Below are 14,806 nucleotides of genomic sequence, written 5' to 3' on the forward strand. Positions count from 1 at the left end.
GTCTTGCAGCACCTGAAAATTCAAGGCCTTGCCTTGAGCGGCCGTGTAGGGGCTGTGCCAGTTCCAGAGCGCCCACAGGGTCAGCAGGCCGAACAAAACAGGAAGCCAAAAAACCGAAAGCCCCAGCAGCAAACGATCCAAGCCCTGATTGAGGCGAGGCAGCCGAACCGATGGCGGGAGCGAAAGTGGAGGCATAAACTGGGCTTGACCCGGTGTGATGGTTTCTCCCTTTCGACAGCAGCCGGATTATGCGTCCAAAATCGCCCGATTCCGCACTTGTGCCACACTCTGGCGCTTATGGACAAACCCGAACTGGCGCGCCATGCGCTGGCCAGCTACGACCGGCTGCTGCAACTCGACCCTGGGTTGCGACCGCGGCCGGGGCAGCGCCTGATGGCGGAACAAGTGGCGCAGACCTTTAGCCTTGCCGATCTGGGGCCGACGGCGGCCTCGCCGGCGCTGCCCGGGGTCAAGCCAGAGCGTGCGGTGGCGGTCATTCAGGCCGGTACCGGGGTGGGGAAGTCGCTCGCCTACTGCGCGCCGGCCCTTGCCATGGCGCTCCAGCGCAACACGCGCTTGCTCATCAGCACCGCCACGGTGGCCCTGCAAGAGCAACTGGTGCACAAGGATTTGCCCGCTTTGGCGGCGCAGTCGGAGCAGCCCTTTCGGTTTGCCCTGGCCAAGGGGCGCGGGCGCTACGTGTGCAAGCTCAAGCTGGAGCGCCAGTTGTCCCGTTTGGGAGGGGCGCGCACCAGTGACGGCGCCGCCGAGGAGGATGTGCACGAAGACGATTGGTTTCTCGAGGCCCAGCCGGCCCCGCAGGGTCAATCCGATGACCTAGCCGTTTTATCGGCCCTGCAAACCGAATTGGCCAGTGGTCGCTGGGGGGGCGATCTGGACACCTTGAGCCAAGCCCCGGATGGCCGTGTCTGGCAGTCGGTGGCGGTGCAAGCCAGTTCTTGTGCGGCGCGCCATTGTCCGGTCTACCACCAGTGCAGCTATTTTCAGCAGCGCAAGGAGCTGGTGGGGGCGCAGGTGATTGTGGTCAACCACGACTTGCTGCTCAGCACCTTGGGCTCGCGCACCTTGCCCGAGCTGGACAATTGCCTGCTGGTGATCGACGAGGCGCACCACCTGCCGGCCGTCGCATTGGAGCAGTTTGCCAGCCGCATGGACTTGAGCCGCTTGGGCTGGATCGAGCGGCTGGCTCAGCGCGCCCTGCGCACCGGCGCCTCCTTGGGGCTGGACGAGTTGGCCGCCGTTCCCGGCCACGCGGCGGCGCTGCGCTCGGCGATGCAAGAGCTGGCGCGCTTGGTGGTGCTTCAGTTTGGTACCGAACTGGGTGGCGTGCCGCTTTCACAAAGTGCCTCGGCCACTGCGGGTGCTCGCCAAGCCGCCTTGGCTGCCTCGGGGGCGGCAGGCACGGGGTTTGCCACCGAGCGCGTGGCCCGCCTTGGTGCAGGCCAAACGCCGCCCGCGCTGCTCGAGCCCCTGAACGCTTTGTTGCGCAGCGCGGGCGCTTTTATCGATTTGCTGCGGCTGCTGGCCAAGGCCTTGCGCGCCGAAATGCGCGATCAGCCCCAGCAGTCGCGCCAACTGGCCACCCAGTACGCCCAGTTGGGCAGCTTGACGCCGCGCCTAGAGGCCGCGCACGAGACCGCGCGCCTGCTGTTGCAACAACCCACCGAGGGCGCCGAGCCGGTGGCCAAATGGTTTGGCTGGCAGTCGGCGGGAGCGGATGCGGCGCTGATGGCGCACGCCAGCCCCACTTTGCCTGGCAGCACCCTGCGCCAGCACCTGTGGGGCTCGGTGCGCACGGCGGTGCTGACTTCGGCCACCTTGAGCAGCGGCGGCCGCTTTGATTATTTTTTGCGCGAATCCGGCCTCGATCACGACCCCGACGTCTGCGCCCTCGAGGTGCCCAGCCCCTTCGATTTCAGCCGCCAAGGGCGCATCGTGCTGGCCAGCACACGCGCCGATCCCAAAGACGCGAGCGCCTTCAATGCCGAGCTGGTATGCAGCCTGATGCAGGATTTGGCTTGCGTGCGCCACGGGGCGCTGGTGCTGTTCACCTCGCGCCTGCAGCTGCGGCTGGCTTGCGAGGCGCTGCCGCCGGCATTGCGACCGCTGGTGCTGGTGCAAAACGAGTTGCCGCGCCAGCGCCTGCTGCGCCTGCACACCGAACGGGTGGCGACCGGGCAGCCCTCGATCATCTTTGGCATGCAGACTTTTGGCGAGGGGCTGGACTTGCCGGGCCGGCTGTGTGAGGATTTGTTCATCACCAAGCTCCCCTTCGCCCCGCCCGACGACCCGGTGGGTCAGGCGCGCGCCGAGTGGCTGCGCGCTGCCGGGCGGGATCCGTTTCAGGAGCTGGTGCTGCCCGCCGCTGCGATCCGGCTGGCGCAGTGGGTGGGGCGCGCCATACGCACCGAAGACGACCGGGCGCAGGTCTATTGCTACGACCGGCGCCTGCACCAGAGCCGCTTTGGCCAGCAGTTGCTGGCCGGGCTACCGCCTTTTGAGCGGGTGCTGCGCCCGCTCCAGTCTGCATTCGCCCCGCTTTGAACAAGACTTGGGCAGACCGGGCAAGCAGTCCGGGGTTTCAGGCCCCAGCTGGAGGAAACTTCTTGTACCAAGCCCCATAGGCCCAGCAAGCGGCGCAAAACGAGAACGCCCATTCCAGCGTGGCAAAAATCACCAGCATGGTAGCCGGCACCATCCACAGGTTGCTGCCCGAGAGGAACAGCGCCAGCGACACGCTGCTGGCAATGAACAGCACCTTGTTGGCAAACATTTTGGCGCCCGCGTCTTCGAGCTTGCCGGCGCAGTTCAGGCGCAGCATGAGCGCTTTCCATGCGTAGTGCGAGGGGCAGCGGTGGTGCCCGACAAAGCCGCGCACCAACCCGAGCGCGACCAGCAGCGCCATCAGCCACGGTAGGTTGAGCGCCAGCGCCAGCGCGGCCACGGCGGCAGTGAGAAAGGCTTCAAGGCGGATCACGTTGGACCAGACCTGGGGGACGTCGAAACGCAGCATATGAGACTCCTGAAAAACGGGTAGGGGTATTGTAGCGTGTTCTTGGGAAGCGTGCACTGTGCCGACCCTACAATCGAAGGCTAACGGAGTGCAGCTATGAGCATCAAGAGCGACAAATGGATCCGCCGCATGGCCGAGCAGCACGGCATGATCGAGCCCTTCGAGCCGGGGCAGGTGCGGCAGGCGGATGGGCAAAAAATCATCAGCTACGGCACCAGCAGCTACGGTTACGACATCCGTTGCGCAGGCGAGTTCAAGGTCTTCACCAACATCCACAGCACGGTGGTGGACCCGAAAAACTTCGACGCCAAGAGCTTTGTGGACTTTGAAGGCCCGCACTGCATCATTCCGCCCAATAGCTTTGCGCTGGCGCGCACGGTGGAGTATTTCCGCATCCCGCGCAATGTGCTCACCATCTGCCTAGGCAAGAGCACCTATGCGCGCTGCGGCATCATCGTCAACGTCACACCCTTCGAGCCCGAGTGGGAGGGCTATGTGACGCTGGAATTTAGCAACACCACGCCGCTGCCGGCCAAAATCTACGCCGGCGAGGGCTGCGCCCAGGTGCTGTTTTTCGAGAGCGACGAGGTGTGCGAGGTATCCTACAAAGACCGGGGCGGCAAATACCAAGGTCAGCAGGGCGTGACGCTGCCGCGCGCCTGAGCCACCGTTGCCGTCGCAGATTTCAAACCAGCCCACCTCGGCCAATCCTTCGCGCCATGTCCGACCTCGATTTGTTTGGCTTCGGCCCGCAGCCCAGCGGCGAGCCCGAGCGCTCCTACCCGCGCCGCGACCGCATCATCAAAGGGCGGCCGCTGCGCCAGACTTGGGACTTGCTCGATGCGTCTTTGCAAGGTGCGCGCGTGCTCAGCAGCGGCCTGTGGCGCTGCGAGGTGGGTGAATGGGCGATCGCTTTCGGCCCGACCGAGCGCGAGGTATTTACGGTGCTCGAGGGGCGCTGTCGCATCCGGCGCGACGACGGCAGCCACGAGGAAGCCGGCCCGGGCCAGACGCTGCACATCCCGCCCGGCTTCACGGGTTCATTTCAGGTGTTGGAGCCGGTGCTCAAGGTCTATGTGATCGTGGAGTAGGGCGGCTCCACCAAGGGCAGCCGCACGCACGCGCGCAGCCCAAGGGGGTGACCGCGCTCGTCGAGACGGTTTTGCAAGTCGATCTGGCCGCCCAGCGTTTGCACGATGCCGTGGCAAATGGCCAGCCCAAGGCCCGAGCCATGCGGGGCGTGGGCGGCACTGTGGAAGGGCTGAAAGGGGTTGTCGAGCAGTTCCTGTGGCAGGCCGCCGCCGCTGTCTTCGATGGTGAGCTGGCCACACCCAGTGCCGGGCTGGGTGTGCAGTTCGATGCGCAGCGCACCGCCCGGCGCCGAGTGGCGTATGGCGTTGTGCAGCAGGTTGCGCGCCAGCTCTTTGAGCGACCACTCGTGTGCCCGCACGCGCATGGTTGCGGCTGCGGGGTCGAGCCTCCACTCGAAATCCAGCTGCTTGTCGGCCACCAGCGCGGCCACATCCAGTGCCACCGTGCGCAGCGCCTCGGCCCAGACGACCACCGGCACGTCGGACTGAATGCGCAACTGCTCGATCTTGGCCAGCGCAAGCATCTGGTTGGCCAGTTCGGTGGCGCCATCGACGGTTTGCATCATTTCGCGCAGCGCCAACTGGGTCTCGACGTCGCCGCGCAGGGCCGATTGCAGTTGGGTGCGCAACACCGCCAGCGGTGTCTTGATCTGGTGCGAGGTGTCGCGGATGAAGCGCTTTTGATGCTGCAACAGCTCACTCAAGCGGGCCATGTGTTGGTTGGTGGCTTGCACCAAGGGCAGCAGCTCGGTTGGGGCGGCGGTGCTGTCGAGCGGGCTGAGGTCGTTTTCAGGACGTTCGGCCAAGGCGGCGCTGAGTCGGCGCACCGGCAAGGTGGCGCGCTGCACCGCCACGTACACCACCAAGCCGATCAGGGCGATCAAGAGGCTCTGGCGCCACACCATGTCGAGCAAGATCTGGCGCGCCAGGGTTTGACGCAGCTCCAGCGTTTCGGCCACTTGGATGGTGGCCATGCCCAGTCCATGCACCCCGGCCACGGGTTGCAGCAACACCGCCACGCGCACCGGCACGCCTTGGTAGTGGTCGTCGTAGAAGTGCACCAGCGCGGCGTACAGGGTGCGCTGGGGCAGCGTGCCATCCCAAGGCGGCAGATCGGCAAAGCCCGACACCAGCTCGCCCGAGAAGCCGGTGACGCGGTAGTACAGGCGGCTGCGGTTGTCGGCCTCGAAGGCTTCCAGCGCGGCGTAGGTCAGGGAGCCCAGCAGCCGGTGGCCAAGTTTGGCATCGGGCACCACCTCGAGCTGTTCCCCGATCGCCTTCGCGCTGGCCAGCAGGGTGCGGTCGTAGGCGGTGTCGGCCGCACTCAGGGCCTGCTGGTACAGCACATAGGTGTTGAGCACCAGAAAAGCCAGCACCGGCAGCAAAATGCCCAACAGCAACTGGTTGCGCAGCGAGCTTGGGGTTAGGTTCATTCTAGGCTTTTGAGCAAATAGCCCAAGCCGCGCAAGGTCACGAGTTCGACGCCGAGGTGGGCGATTTTCTTGCGCAGCCTGTACACCACCACCTCGACCGCATCGGGCTGGATTTCATCGGCGTGGGGAAACACCCGCTCCAGCAATTGCTCCTTGGCGATGGCCCGCCCCGGGCGCTCCAGCAGGGCGCGCAGCAGCGCCGCTTCGCGCGGTGCCAGATCGAGCGCCCGGCCCTCGAAATACACCGCGCCACTGTCGGGGTCGGCGCGCAGGCCGCCAAACGCGGGCAGTGTGCCAACGCCGGCTGCGCTGCCGGGCGTGGCGGCACCGCTCTGGCTGCGCCGGTGCAGGGCGCGCACGCGGGCCTCGAGTTCGTCGAGGTCAAAGGGCTTGGGCAGGTAGTCGTCGGCCCCAGTCTTGAGGCCGAGCACGCGGTCGCCCACGGTGCCGCGGGCGGTGAGGATGATGACCGGGGCGGCAAAGCCGGCTTGGCGCGCTTTCTGCAACACCTGCAAACCGTCTAGCCCGGGCAGGGTCAGGTCGAGCAGCACCACGTCGGGGGCGCTGGCGGCCCATGCATCGAGGGCTTGGCGGCCGTCGCCACACAAGGCCACTGCGATGCCGCGCCGCTGCAAGGAACGCTGCAGGCTGGCCTGCATGGCGAGGTTGTCTTCGATCAGCAGCAGCTTCATGGTGTCGGGAGAATTATCGTTCGATCGAACGCCTGCTGGTGTGGGCCGGGGTTTGCCAGGGCAGCGGTATGCGGGTAAATCCCGATCTGTTTGACAGCGCTTTGACAGCCTGAGGGCGCAACATCGCGGCATTCCAAAACCTAGGAGATCCACCATGCGCCGCGACACCTTTCTCAAATCCCTGACGGCACTGGCGGCGGTCAGCGCCACCGGCTTGCCCCTGACGGCGTGGGCGCAGACTGCGCTGCGCCTGATGATCCCGGCCAATCCGGGCGGCGGCTGGGACCTGACCGGGCGCGCCCTCGGCCAAGCCCTGCAGGATGCCGGGCAGGCGCGGTCGGTGACCTTCGAAAACCGCGGCGGGGCTGCGGGTACGATCGGGCTGGCGCAGTTTTACAACGCACGCCGCGCCGACCCGGACGCCTTGTTGGTGATGGGGGCGGTGATGCTGGGCGGCATCATCACCGGACGGCCGCCGGTGAGCATCACCCAGCTCACGCCGATTGCGCGCCTGACGACCGAGTTCAACGTGTTCGTGCTGCCGGCCGATTCGCCGCTGCGCACCATGCGCGATGTGGTCGAGCAGTTGCGGCGCGACCCCGGCAGCGTGAAATGGGGCGGCGGTTCGCGCGGCTCCACCGAACACGTGGCGGCGGCCCTGATCGCCCGTGCGGCGGGCGTCGACGCCGGGCGCATCAATTACGTGCCGTTTCGTGGCGGCGGCGAGGCGGTGGCGGCCATTCTGGGCGGCAACGTGACGGTCGGCGGCAGCGGCCTGAGCGAGTTCCTGCCCCACATTCAGGCCGGGCGCATGCGCGCCATTGCCGTCACCTCCGAGCAGCGCCTGCCCGGGCACAACATCCCGACCCTGCGCGAGCAAGGCATCGACGTGGTGATCGGCAACTGGCGCGGCGTCTATGGCGCGGCGGGCATCACGCCAGCGCAACGTGCCGCGCTGACCGAGCGGGTGCAGCGCGCCACCGAAAGCCAAACCTGGCGCACGGCCTTGCAAACCAATGGCTGGACGCCGGCGTTCTTGTCCGGGCCGGCTTTTGACCAGTTCGTCGAGCGCGACTTTGCCCGTCTGCGCGCCGTCATGGCGATGTCGGGCATGATCTGAGCCGCGCCGACGGAGCAAGGCCATGACGCAACCCACCGAATCGCCGCAGGTGCCACAACCCGCGCACTCCGCGCACTCCTCGCACTCGGTCACGCTGCAGGTGCTGCTCTCGCTGGGGGTGATCGGGGTGGCGGCGCTGCTGGCTTACGGCGCGACGCAGATTCCCTCCGAGGCCGGGTATGCGGGCATCGGGCCCAACTTTTTGCCTTGGGTGGTGGCGGCGGCCCTGCTGTTGTGCGGGGGCTTGCTGTTGCGCCAGGCCCTCACGGGCGGCTTCCAGGACCTCGACGAGGCATCGGGGGCGGCGCGCGCCGACTGGCATGCTTGGGCTTGGGTCTCGGCTGGGGTGCTGGCCAACGCGGCATTGATCGAGCACATCGGTTTCGTGCTCAGTTGCGCCCTCTGCTTCATGCTGGCTGTGCGTGGCCTGCGCCTGGCCGCAGGCAAGCCCGGTGGTGGGCTGATGGGGCTGCTGCGCGACGCGGCCATCGGCTTGCTGCTGGCGGCCCCGGTGTACTGGCTGTTTGCCCAACTGCTGGCGGTTAACCTGCCCGGCCTGACCGATACCGGTTGGATCTGAGCCTACCTTTGGGCCGCGCCTAGCGGCAGCTGCGATGGAAACTTTCGATCTCTTGATGAGCGGCTTTGCCACCGCCGCGACCCCGTCCAACCTGATGTGGGCTTTTTTGGGCTGCGCGCTCGGCACGGCCATTGGGGTTTTGCCGGGTTTGGGGCCGGCGGTGACGGTGGCTATGCTGCTGCCCATCACGGCCCAGGTGGAGCCGACCGGCTCGCTGATTTTTTTCGTCGGCATTTACCTCGGGGCCATGTACGGCGGCTCGACCACCTCGATTTTGCTCAACACCCCGGGCGAAACCGGCACCATGGTGACGGCGCTGGAGGGCTTCAAAATGGCCAAGAGCGGGCGCGCCGGAGCCGCCTTGGCCACTTCGGCGATCGGCTCCTTCGTGGCCGGCACCATAGCCATCGTGCTGCTGACTCTGTTTGCGCCTGCGGTGGCGGATTGGGCGGTGGAGCTCGGGCCGCCCGAGTATTTCACCCTCATGCTGTTGGCTTTCGTCACCGTCAGCACGGTGCTGGGCAAAAGCGCGCTGCGCGGCCTCACCGCCTTGTTTCTCGGGCTGGCGCTGGGGCTGGTGGGGATGGACCAGATCACCGGCCAGGTGCGCTACACCGGGGGCGTGCTTGAATTCATGGACGGCATCGAGGTGGTGCTGGTGGCGGTGGGCCTGTTTGCCGTGGCCGAGGCGATCTACAACGCCATGTACGAGGGCCGCAGCACCAGCACCATGAACCGCCTGACCCGGGTGCGCATGAACCGCAGCGAGTGGAAACGCTCGTGGCCGGCGTGGTTGCGCGGGGCCGGCATGGGCTTTCCGTTTGGCACCATTCCGGCCGGCGGCACCGAGATCCCCACCTTCTTGAGCTACGCCACCGAGCGCAAGCTGGTGGCGCCCCAGCACCGGGCCGAGTTTGGCAGCACCGGGGCGATCGAGGGCGTGGCAGGCCCCGAAGCAGCCAACAACGCCGCCGCCACCGGCACCCTGGTGCCCTTGCTGGCCTTGGGGATACCGACTTCGGTAACCACGGCGGTGCTGCTGACGGCGCTGCAAAACTACGGGCTCAACCCGGGGCCGCAGTTGTTCCAGACCTCGGAGGCGCTGGTGTGGGCGCTGATCGCCTCGCTCTACATCGGCAACGTGATGCTGCTGCTGCTCAACCTGCCCCTGATCCGGCTCTGGGTCAAGCTGCTGCTGGTGCCCAAACCGATGCTGTACGCGGGCATCATGGTGTTTGCCACGGTCGGGGTGTACGGCATGCGCCAGAGCGCTTTCGATCTGTTCCTGATGTTTGCGGTGGGCATGCTGGGGGTGCTGATGCGGCGTTTCGATTTCCCGGTTGCGCCGGTGATCGTGGGCCTGATTCTGGGCCCGCTGGCCGAGGCGCAGTTGCGCAACGCGCTCTCGATCGGCGAGGGCAATTGGTCGGTCTTCATCGAGCGCCCGCTCTCGCTGGCATTGCTGGTGATCGTGCTGCTGGTGCTGATCACGCCGCGTTGGCTGGCGTGGCGGCGGCGCGCCTGAGGCACGGCGCCCGCGCTGTGCCACTCAGCGCGGCCAAGCGCGGCGCAGGCTGCCCGGCGGCAGCAGCACCGCCGCAATCGCCACCATGACGCAGATCACCGCCACGCCGTCTTGCCAGCGCGGCCATTCGTCCATGATCAGGGTGGCGCTGGCGGTGCCGATCAGGGGCACCATCATCACGCTCATGGCGCTGGTGGCGGGCGGCAGATGCCGCGCCAGCGAAAACCAGATGATCTGCGCAAAACCGTAGTTGAACACCACGCCGTAGGCCAGGCTGATCCACATCGGCACGCTGAAGTGGAATTGCGGCCACGGCTCAGACAGCGCCGCCATGAGCCACATGCAGACGCTGGTGAGCGCCATCATCCACACCGTGAGCGCCTCCACGGGCAGCGTGAGGTGGGCGCGGCGCATCATCAGCGTGCCGATGGCCCAGCACATGGCCGCGCCCAGCATCACGGCCACGCCAAAGGGGCTGCCGGCCAGGTTGCCCCATTCGTCGGCCAGCAGCAGCGCCACCGCCAGCAGCACCGCCAGCGCGGCGGCCACGCTGCGCCGGGTCAGGTGCTGGCGAAAGAACAGCGCGCCCAGCAGCACCGTCCAGACCGGCATGGTAAAGCCCAGAATGGCGGCGCGCCCGCTGGCCAGCGCCTGCACGCCAAAGATCGAGAGCGTGTGCCAGCCGAGCAAGTTGGGCAAACCCAGCACGACCACGCTGCGCCACTCGCTGCCCTGCGGCAGCATGCGCACCCCGCGCAAATAAAAAAACACCGCCAGCCAGAGCGTGCCGCCAGTCATGGTGAAGGCGCGAAAGTACAGCGGCGTGAGCTCTTGCAGCGAGAGCTTCATCATGGGCCAGTTGACGCCCCACATGAGTGTGAGCGCAACCAGCCCGACCAGTTGCTGGCGGTTGAGCATGGGGCGTTTTTAGGGCAGTGGGATCAACCGAGATTGCCCATTAGGGTTTGGCGGGCAGGCGGATGCAGGGGCGAGGTAGTTTTGTCCTGACAGAGGCGTCCATAGCTGGTGCTATGGACAACGATGAAGGGCAAAACTGGCCGCCCATGCGCCGCTTGCACCCAAACAGCACCGTTAGGTGCGCCTAATGGGCAATCTCGGTTCATACCGCGACCGGCGCCTTGATGGCCGGGTGGTGCTGGTAGTCGAGCAGTTCGAAGTCGGCCAGTTCGTAGTCGAAAATCGAAGCCGGCTGCCGCGCCAGCCGCAGCAGCGGGTAGGGGTAGGGTGCGCGGCCGAGTTGCAACTGCACCTGCTCCAGGTGGTTGTCGTAGATGTGGCAGTCGCCGCCGCACCAGATGAATTCGCCCGGCTCGTAGCCGCACTGCTGCGCCAGCATGTGCGTGAGCAGCGCGTAGCTGGCGATATTGAAGGGCACGCCCAGGAACAGATCGGCGCTGCGCTGGTAGAGCTGGCAGCTCAGACGCGGGCGCGGCTGCTGCGCCGTGGCCGGGGCCACGTAGAACTGAAACAACACGTGGCAGGGCATGAGCGCCATCTGCGGCAGATCGGCCACGTTCCAGGCGCTCACCAGGTGGCGGCGGCTGTCTGGGTTGTGTTTGAGCTGCTGCACCAGCTCGGAAATCTGGTCGATCTGGCCGCCGCCGGGGGTGGGCCAACTGCGCCACTGCACGCCATAGACGGGCCCTAGGTCGCCGTCGGGGCCGGCCCATTCGTCCCAGATGCTGCAGCCGCGCTGTTGCAGCCACTGCACATTGCGCCCGCCCTGCAAAAACCACAGCAGCTCGACGATCACGGCCTTGAGGAACACCTTTTTGGTGGTCACCAGCGGCAGGCCCTCGCTCAGGTCGAAGCGCAGCTGCTGCCCAAACACGCTGCGCGTGCCGGTGCCGGTGCGGTCGCCCTTGGCCACGCCGTGGGTGTGAACGTGGCGCAGCAGGTCTTCGTACTGGGTGCGGATGGGGCGCGGGTTCATGGGGGTGGATTATCCGACAGCGCTGCGCGCTTGGGCTCGGATGCGGCCCCGCTGCCGGTCGCGCACGCGGCACACAGGCAGGCCTTGCCGCGCAGAGGCTCGGGCACCCGCGCCAGCGCCGCCGCGCTGATGCTCACGCTGGCGCACCAGCAATCGACCGAGAAACTGCCCGCGGCCGCTACCGCGCACCGGTTGGGTGCCCCGCACAGGGGGCAGACGTGATTTGGTAGCGGTTCCATGTGGGTGTTGGGTGTGGCTTTGGAATGGCCATTTTGCGAAGGATAGCAGAGCCGCCATACTCAAACTTGGCAATGCGTAGCCGGTCAGACACCACGGGCGGCAGAGCTTCAACACCCTCTTGAACAGAGGAAGACGGGGTTAGATGTCGCCTCCCGGACGATCTTATAGACTTAAGGCGCTCACCAACACCCGGCCCGGATTGAGCAGGCCCGGTGGGTCCGCGAGGGCGGGGGCTTGGTTCAGAGGAAAACGGTGGTCCGACACCATTTTTCTTGTTTGCACACTTTTCATCGTCAGGCGATCGCCATCAACCCTTTCTTTTTGATGACGGTGAGCAACCGCAGGGCTGGGCCGCCAGGCTTCTTGACGCCGCGCTCCCAGTCCGAAACGAGATTCTTGGAAACGTTGAGGTAGCGTGCAAACACCGGCTGCGAGATGTGCTCACGCAGGCGGATTTCCAAGATCTCATCCGGTGCCAACACATGCACTGGCGTCAGGCAGGCCTCGTCGAATTCACGCATCGTCTGCTTGTTGACGGCACCAATCTCATGCAGACCCTCCATCGTTTCGTGGATCGCGGCCAAGGCATCACTGCGGTATTTCTTAGGCATCTTTGATGACCTCCTCAAACTGGCGGTTGTGGATGAGCCGCTGCAATTGCTCATCAGTGAGTGCAAGGACCTCCTTGGCCATTCTCTTGAACTGGGCCTCCTCATCCTCTCGGATGTTGTCCTGCACGTTCTTGGGAAACCCAAAAACAAAGAATGCCTTGTCACCCTTGCGGTACAACACGATGCTGCGGTAGCCCTTGGACTTGCCGCCGCCTGGACGTGCAATCCGCTGCTTGATCACACCACCGCCCAGATCGGCACCGATCTGGCCTTGTTCGGCGCGCTCCACTGCATCCCAAAGCGCTTCGGCTGAGATTTTTTCTTTGCGGGCAAACCGCACAAACCAAGCGTTTTTGAAAACCCTCAAGCTGAAGCGCTCCTTTCCATGGCTCTATCTTATCACACCAAGCGTGATACATGAAGCGCCATTCACCTTGCAGCCAACTCTACTGGTTACCTAAAGATGCCCTGTTGGCCCGAAGGCAGCAGCTCGGCCCGCACTGCAGGCGTCAGCATGAAGTGCTCGGCCAGACGCTCTTCGACCTCGCGCAAGGTAGCACCGACCAGCCCAATGGCGCTGACGCTCAGGCGCGCACCAACACCCGGCCCGGATTGAGCAGGCCCTGCGGGTCCAGCGCCTGTTTGATCTGGCGCATCAGGGCCAGCGCCTGCGCGTCTTTGTAGCGCGGCAGGGTGGCGGCGCGCAGGGTGCCGATGCCGTGTTCGGCGCTGATCGAGCCGCCGTGGCGCTGCACGCAATCGAACACCAGCGCGTTGATGTGTGCCTCGTGCTGGCGCAAAAAGGCGGCGGCGTCGGCCCCGGCAGGGCACTGCACGTTGTAGTGCAGGTTGCCGTCGCCCAGGTGGCCGAAGTTGACCAGGCGCGCACCCGGAAGGGCTTGCGCCAGCAGGGCCTCGGCCTCGGCGCAAAAGGCCGGAATGCGCGAGATCGGCAGGCTGATGTCGTGCTTGGCGTTGAGCCCTTCTTGCGCCTGCGCCAGCGGGATGCACTCGCGGATGTGCCACAGGCGCTGCGCCTGCGCCAGCGTTTCGGCCAGCACCGCATCACCGGCGCAACCCTGCTCCAGCGAGGCCTGCAGCAGCGCCTGCAAGCGGGTCTGCACCAAGGCGTGTGCCTGCTCGGGCGCGGCGCTTTCGCTGAGCTCGATCAGCACGCAGTAGGGCCATTGCTGCCACAGCGGCGGGCGCAGCGTGGGCAGGTGCTGCGCCACCAGTTGCAGCGCCAACTGGCCCATGAGCTCAAAGCCGCTCAGGCCCGGCCCGAGCTGGCGCTGCGCCAGCGCCAGCAGCGCCAGCGCCGCCTCCAGACTGGGCACGCCGACCCAGGCGCAGCCTTGCGCCGCCGCCTGCGGCTGCAGCTTGAGCGTGGCGGCGGTGAGGATGCCCAGCGTGCCCTCGCTGCCGATGTAGAGATGGCGCAAGTCGTAGCCGGTGTTGTCTTTGCGCAAGCCGCCCAGCCCGTTCCAGATGGCCCCATCGGGGCAGACCACTTCGAGCCCCAGGCACAGGTCGCGCGCGTTGCCAAAGCGCAGCACCTGGGTGCCGCCGGCGTTGGTGGCCAGGTTGCCGCCGATGGTGCAACTGCCTTCCGAGGCCAGGCTGAGCGGCAGCCAGAGGCCGGCGTTGGCGGCGGCTTGCTGTGCCGTTTGCAGCACGCAGCCGGCTTCGAGGGTGAGGGTGAGGTTGGCCGCATCGAGCGCGCGGATGCGGTTCAGGCGCCGGGTGCACAGCAGCACCTCGGTGCCGCTGGAGTCGGGCACGCCGCCCAGCACCAGCCCGGTGTTGCCGCCCTGGGGCACGATAGCGGCCCCGGCGGCGGCGCAGGCGCGCACCACGGCCGCCACTTCGGCGGTGCTGCCAGGGCGCACCACGGCGCGCGCGCGCCCGCGCTGGCGGCCGCGCCAGTCGCGCTCGTAGGGTTCGAGTTCGGCCGTGGGCGCATCGGGCGCCAGCACGTGGGGGGCACCGACGCAGGCGCGCAGCGCGTCGAGCAGCGGGTCGGGGGCGGTGCCCATCATGGCGCAGCGCGGGCGCTCGGGTCGGTGTCGGCAGCGGCATCTTTGGCCGCCGCTGCCTCGCGCAGTGCCTTGGCCGCTTGCAGCCGCAGCTTGATGTGCATGGCGCAGGCCGTGAACAGCGTCACGCACAGCAGCACCTGCAGCGTCGCCAGCGCCTGCGACCAACCGGTTTCGGTGGTGGCGCGCATCACGCCTTCGAGCACGTACAGCCACACCAGCAAACTCACCCAGCGGTAGGTGTACATGCGCAGGCGCAGCAGGCCCGGCAGCGGCAACAGCAGCGGCAGCACCTTGAGCGCCCACCACGAGCCGCCTTCGCGCAGCGGCGCCAGCCACAGCTCCCAGGCCAGGCCGAGCACGATCAAGCCCAGCACGCTGGCCACCGCGATGAATCGGGTGCGCCGGGCCGCCGCGCTGGGTGGGGTGGAGGTGAGCGCCAAATGGTCGGCGCTGCCTTCGTAATCGGTGGAGGTGCTTGGGTTCATGA

17 protein-coding genes are annotated in these 14,806 nt (G+C 66.6%); 6 read left to right on the plus strand and 11 right to left on the minus strand.

The features are described 5' to 3' along the window. The first annotated feature begins 297 nt into the window (after nt 1-297). The gene (gene dinG, locus SRAA_RS04410; RefSeq protein ID WP_045531189.1) at nt 298-2,565 is read left to right on the plus strand and encodes an ATP-dependent DNA helicase DinG; all 2,268 of its coding nucleotides are present in this window, start codon (nt 298-300) and stop codon (nt 2,563-2,565) included. A gap of 37 nt (nt 2,566-2,602) precedes the next feature. On the opposite strand, the gene SRAA_RS04415 is transcribed toward dinG, so the two are convergent. Further along, nucleotides 2,603-3,034, minus strand: a complete 432-nt coding sequence (locus SRAA_RS04415; RefSeq protein ID WP_045531190.1) for a DUF4395 family protein — start codon at nt 3,032-3,034, stop codon at nt 2,603-2,605. Nucleotides 3,035-3,130: 96 nt separating this feature from the next. On the opposite strand from SRAA_RS04415, the gene dcd reads away from it, so the two are divergent. Continuing rightward, nucleotides 3,131-3,697, plus strand: coding sequence for a dCTP deaminase (gene dcd, locus SRAA_RS04420; protein WP_045531191.1), 567 nt, complete (start codon nt 3,131-3,133; stop codon nt 3,695-3,697). A 56-nt stretch (nt 3,698-3,753) separates the two neighbouring features. Next, entirely contained in the window at nt 3,754-4,125 is a 372-nt protein-coding gene (locus tag SRAA_RS04425) for a cupin domain-containing protein (RefSeq protein ID WP_045531192.1), read from the plus strand. On the opposite strand, the gene SRAA_RS04430 is transcribed toward SRAA_RS04425, so the two are convergent. Together SRAA_RS04430 and SRAA_RS04435 are read right to left on the minus strand one after the other, a co-directional pair. After that, nucleotides 4,107-5,558 (minus strand): sensor histidine kinase, encoded by a 1,452-nt coding sequence (locus SRAA_RS04430; protein WP_045531193.1) that lies wholly within the window; start codon nt 5,556-5,558, stop codon nt 4,107-4,109. The genes SRAA_RS04425 and SRAA_RS04430 overlap by 19 nt on opposite strands. Beyond that, nucleotides 5,555-6,250 carry a response regulator transcription factor gene (locus tag SRAA_RS04435; RefSeq protein WP_045531194.1) on the minus strand — a complete coding sequence of 232 codons (696 nt, stop codon included), beginning with the start codon at nt 6,248-6,250 and terminating at the stop codon, nt 5,555-5,557. Before SRAA_RS04435 ends, SRAA_RS04430 begins: the two co-directional genes overlap by 4 nt. A gap of 154 nt (nt 6,251-6,404) precedes the next feature. Between SRAA_RS04435 and SRAA_RS04440 the strand changes: the two genes are divergently transcribed. From SRAA_RS04440 to SRAA_RS04450, 3 genes are read left to right on the plus strand one after another with little or no spacing between them, the layout of a single operon-like run. After that, complete coding sequence (locus SRAA_RS04440; RefSeq protein ID WP_045531195.1) at nt 6,405-7,370, plus strand: Bug family tripartite tricarboxylate transporter substrate binding protein; 966 nt, start codon at nt 6,405-6,407, stop codon at nt 7,368-7,370. Between the two features lie 22 nt (nt 7,371-7,392). Continuing rightward, nucleotides 7,393-7,950: a tripartite tricarboxylate transporter TctB family protein gene (locus SRAA_RS04445; RefSeq protein ID WP_082039904.1), complete on the plus strand. Its 558-nt coding sequence runs from the start codon at nt 7,393-7,395 to the stop codon at nt 7,948-7,950. A 34-nt stretch (nt 7,951-7,984) separates the two neighbouring features. Next, the gene (locus SRAA_RS04450) at nt 7,985-9,475 is read left to right on the plus strand and encodes a tripartite tricarboxylate transporter permease (RefSeq protein ID WP_045531196.1); all 1,491 of its coding nucleotides are present in this window, start codon (nt 7,985-7,987) and stop codon (nt 9,473-9,475) included. Between the two features lie 24 nt (nt 9,476-9,499). On the opposite strand, the gene SRAA_RS04455 is transcribed toward SRAA_RS04450, so the two are convergent. The 8 genes from SRAA_RS04455 to SRAA_RS04485 form a co-directional block, all read right to left on the minus strand. Beyond that, on the minus strand, nt 9,500-10,393 hold the full coding sequence (locus SRAA_RS04455; RefSeq protein ID WP_045531197.1) for a DMT family transporter: 894 nt from the start codon (nt 10,391-10,393) through the stop codon (nt 9,500-9,502). Nucleotides 10,394-10,595: 202 nt separating this feature from the next. Beyond that, the gene (locus SRAA_RS04460; protein ID WP_045531198.1) at nt 10,596-11,429 is read right to left on the minus strand and encodes a thymidylate synthase; all 834 of its coding nucleotides are present in this window, start codon (nt 11,427-11,429) and stop codon (nt 10,596-10,598) included. Beyond that, nucleotides 11,426-11,668 (minus strand): cysteine-rich CWC family protein, encoded by a 243-nt coding sequence (locus SRAA_RS12210; RefSeq protein WP_082039905.1) that lies wholly within the window; start codon nt 11,666-11,668, stop codon nt 11,426-11,428. The genes SRAA_RS04460 and SRAA_RS12210 overlap by 4 nt, the downstream gene beginning before the upstream one ends. 294 nt (nt 11,669-11,962) lie before the next feature. Continuing rightward, the gene (locus SRAA_RS04470) at nt 11,963-12,280 is read right to left on the minus strand and encodes a helix-turn-helix domain-containing protein (protein ID WP_045531200.1); all 318 of its coding nucleotides are present in this window, start codon (nt 12,278-12,280) and stop codon (nt 11,963-11,965) included. Next, entirely contained in the window at nt 12,273-12,647 is a 375-nt protein-coding gene (locus SRAA_RS04475) for a type II toxin-antitoxin system RelE/ParE family toxin (protein WP_045531201.1), read from the minus strand. The genes SRAA_RS04470 and SRAA_RS04475 overlap by 8 nt, the downstream gene beginning before the upstream one ends. Nucleotides 12,648-12,733: 86 nt before the next feature. Next, nucleotides 12,734-12,832 (minus strand): winged helix-turn-helix domain-containing protein, encoded by a 99-nt coding sequence (locus SRAA_RS12625; RefSeq protein WP_197538520.1) that lies wholly within the window; start codon nt 12,830-12,832, stop codon nt 12,734-12,736. Nucleotides 12,833-12,864: 32 nt separating this feature from the next. Then, nucleotides 12,865-14,319 carry an FAD-binding oxidoreductase gene (locus SRAA_RS04480; protein ID WP_420834926.1) on the minus strand — a complete coding sequence of 485 codons (1,455 nt, stop codon included), beginning with the start codon at nt 14,317-14,319 and terminating at the stop codon, nt 12,865-12,867. Then, nucleotides 14,316-14,804 carry a DUF2069 domain-containing protein gene (locus SRAA_RS04485; protein WP_082039906.1) on the minus strand — a complete coding sequence of 163 codons (489 nt, stop codon included), beginning with the start codon at nt 14,802-14,804 and terminating at the stop codon, nt 14,316-14,318. The genes SRAA_RS04480 and SRAA_RS04485 overlap by 4 nt, the downstream gene beginning before the upstream one ends. Between the last annotated feature and the right edge of the window lie 2 nt (nt 14,805-14,806).

The organism is Serpentinimonas raichei (genome assembly GCF_000828895.1).
In the GTDB taxonomy this organism is placed as follows: Bacteria; Pseudomonadota; Gammaproteobacteria; order Burkholderiales; family Burkholderiaceae_C; genus Serpentinimonas; species Serpentinimonas raichei.

Bases quoted from the DNA above. Each gene is read 5' to 3' on its own strand.
- SRAA_RS04430 (WP_045531193.1), bottom strand. From the start codon at position 5,558: ATGAACCTAACCCCAAGCTCGCTGCGCAACCAGTTGCTGTTGGGCATT.
- dcd (WP_045531191.1), top strand. From the start codon at position 3,131: ATGAGCATCAAGAGCGACAAATGGATCCGCCGCATGGCCGAGCAGCAC.
- SRAA_RS04435 (WP_045531194.1), bottom strand. From the start codon at position 6,250: ATGAAGCTGCTGCTGATCGAAGACAACCTCGCCATGCAGGCCAGCCTG.
- SRAA_RS04480 (WP_420834926.1), bottom strand. From the start codon at position 14,319: ATGATGGGCACCGCCCCCGACCCGCTGCTCGACGCGCTGCGCGCCTGC.
- SRAA_RS04415 (WP_045531190.1), bottom strand. From the start codon at position 3,034: ATGCTGCGTTTCGACGTCCCCCAGGTCTGGTCCAACGTGATCCGCCTT.
- dinG (WP_045531189.1), top strand. From the start codon at position 298: ATGGACAAACCCGAACTGGCGCGCCATGCGCTGGCCAGCTACGACCGG.
- SRAA_RS04445 (WP_082039904.1), top strand. From the start codon at position 7,393: ATGACGCAACCCACCGAATCGCCGCAGGTGCCACAACCCGCGCACTCC.
- SRAA_RS04450 (WP_045531196.1), top strand. From the start codon at position 7,985: ATGGAAACTTTCGATCTCTTGATGAGCGGCTTTGCCACCGCCGCGACC.
- SRAA_RS04440 (WP_045531195.1), top strand. From the start codon at position 6,405: ATGCGCCGCGACACCTTTCTCAAATCCCTGACGGCACTGGCGGCGGTC.
- SRAA_RS04470 (WP_045531200.1), bottom strand. From the start codon at position 12,280: ATGCCTAAGAAATACCGCAGTGATGCCTTGGCCGCGATCCACGAAACG.
- SRAA_RS04455 (WP_045531197.1), bottom strand. From the start codon at position 10,393: ATGCTCAACCGCCAGCAACTGGTCGGGCTGGTTGCGCTCACACTCATG.
- SRAA_RS04460 (WP_045531198.1), bottom strand. From the start codon at position 11,429: ATGAACCCGCGCCCCATCCGCACCCAGTACGAAGACCTGCTGCGCCAC.
- SRAA_RS04485 (WP_082039906.1), bottom strand. From the start codon at position 14,804: ATGAACCCAAGCACCTCCACCGATTACGAAGGCAGCGCCGACCATTTG.
- SRAA_RS12210 (WP_082039905.1), bottom strand. From the start codon at position 11,668: ATGGAACCGCTACCAAATCACGTCTGCCCCCTGTGCGGGGCACCCAAC.
- SRAA_RS04425 (WP_045531192.1), top strand. From the start codon at position 3,754: ATGTCCGACCTCGATTTGTTTGGCTTCGGCCCGCAGCCCAGCGGCGAG.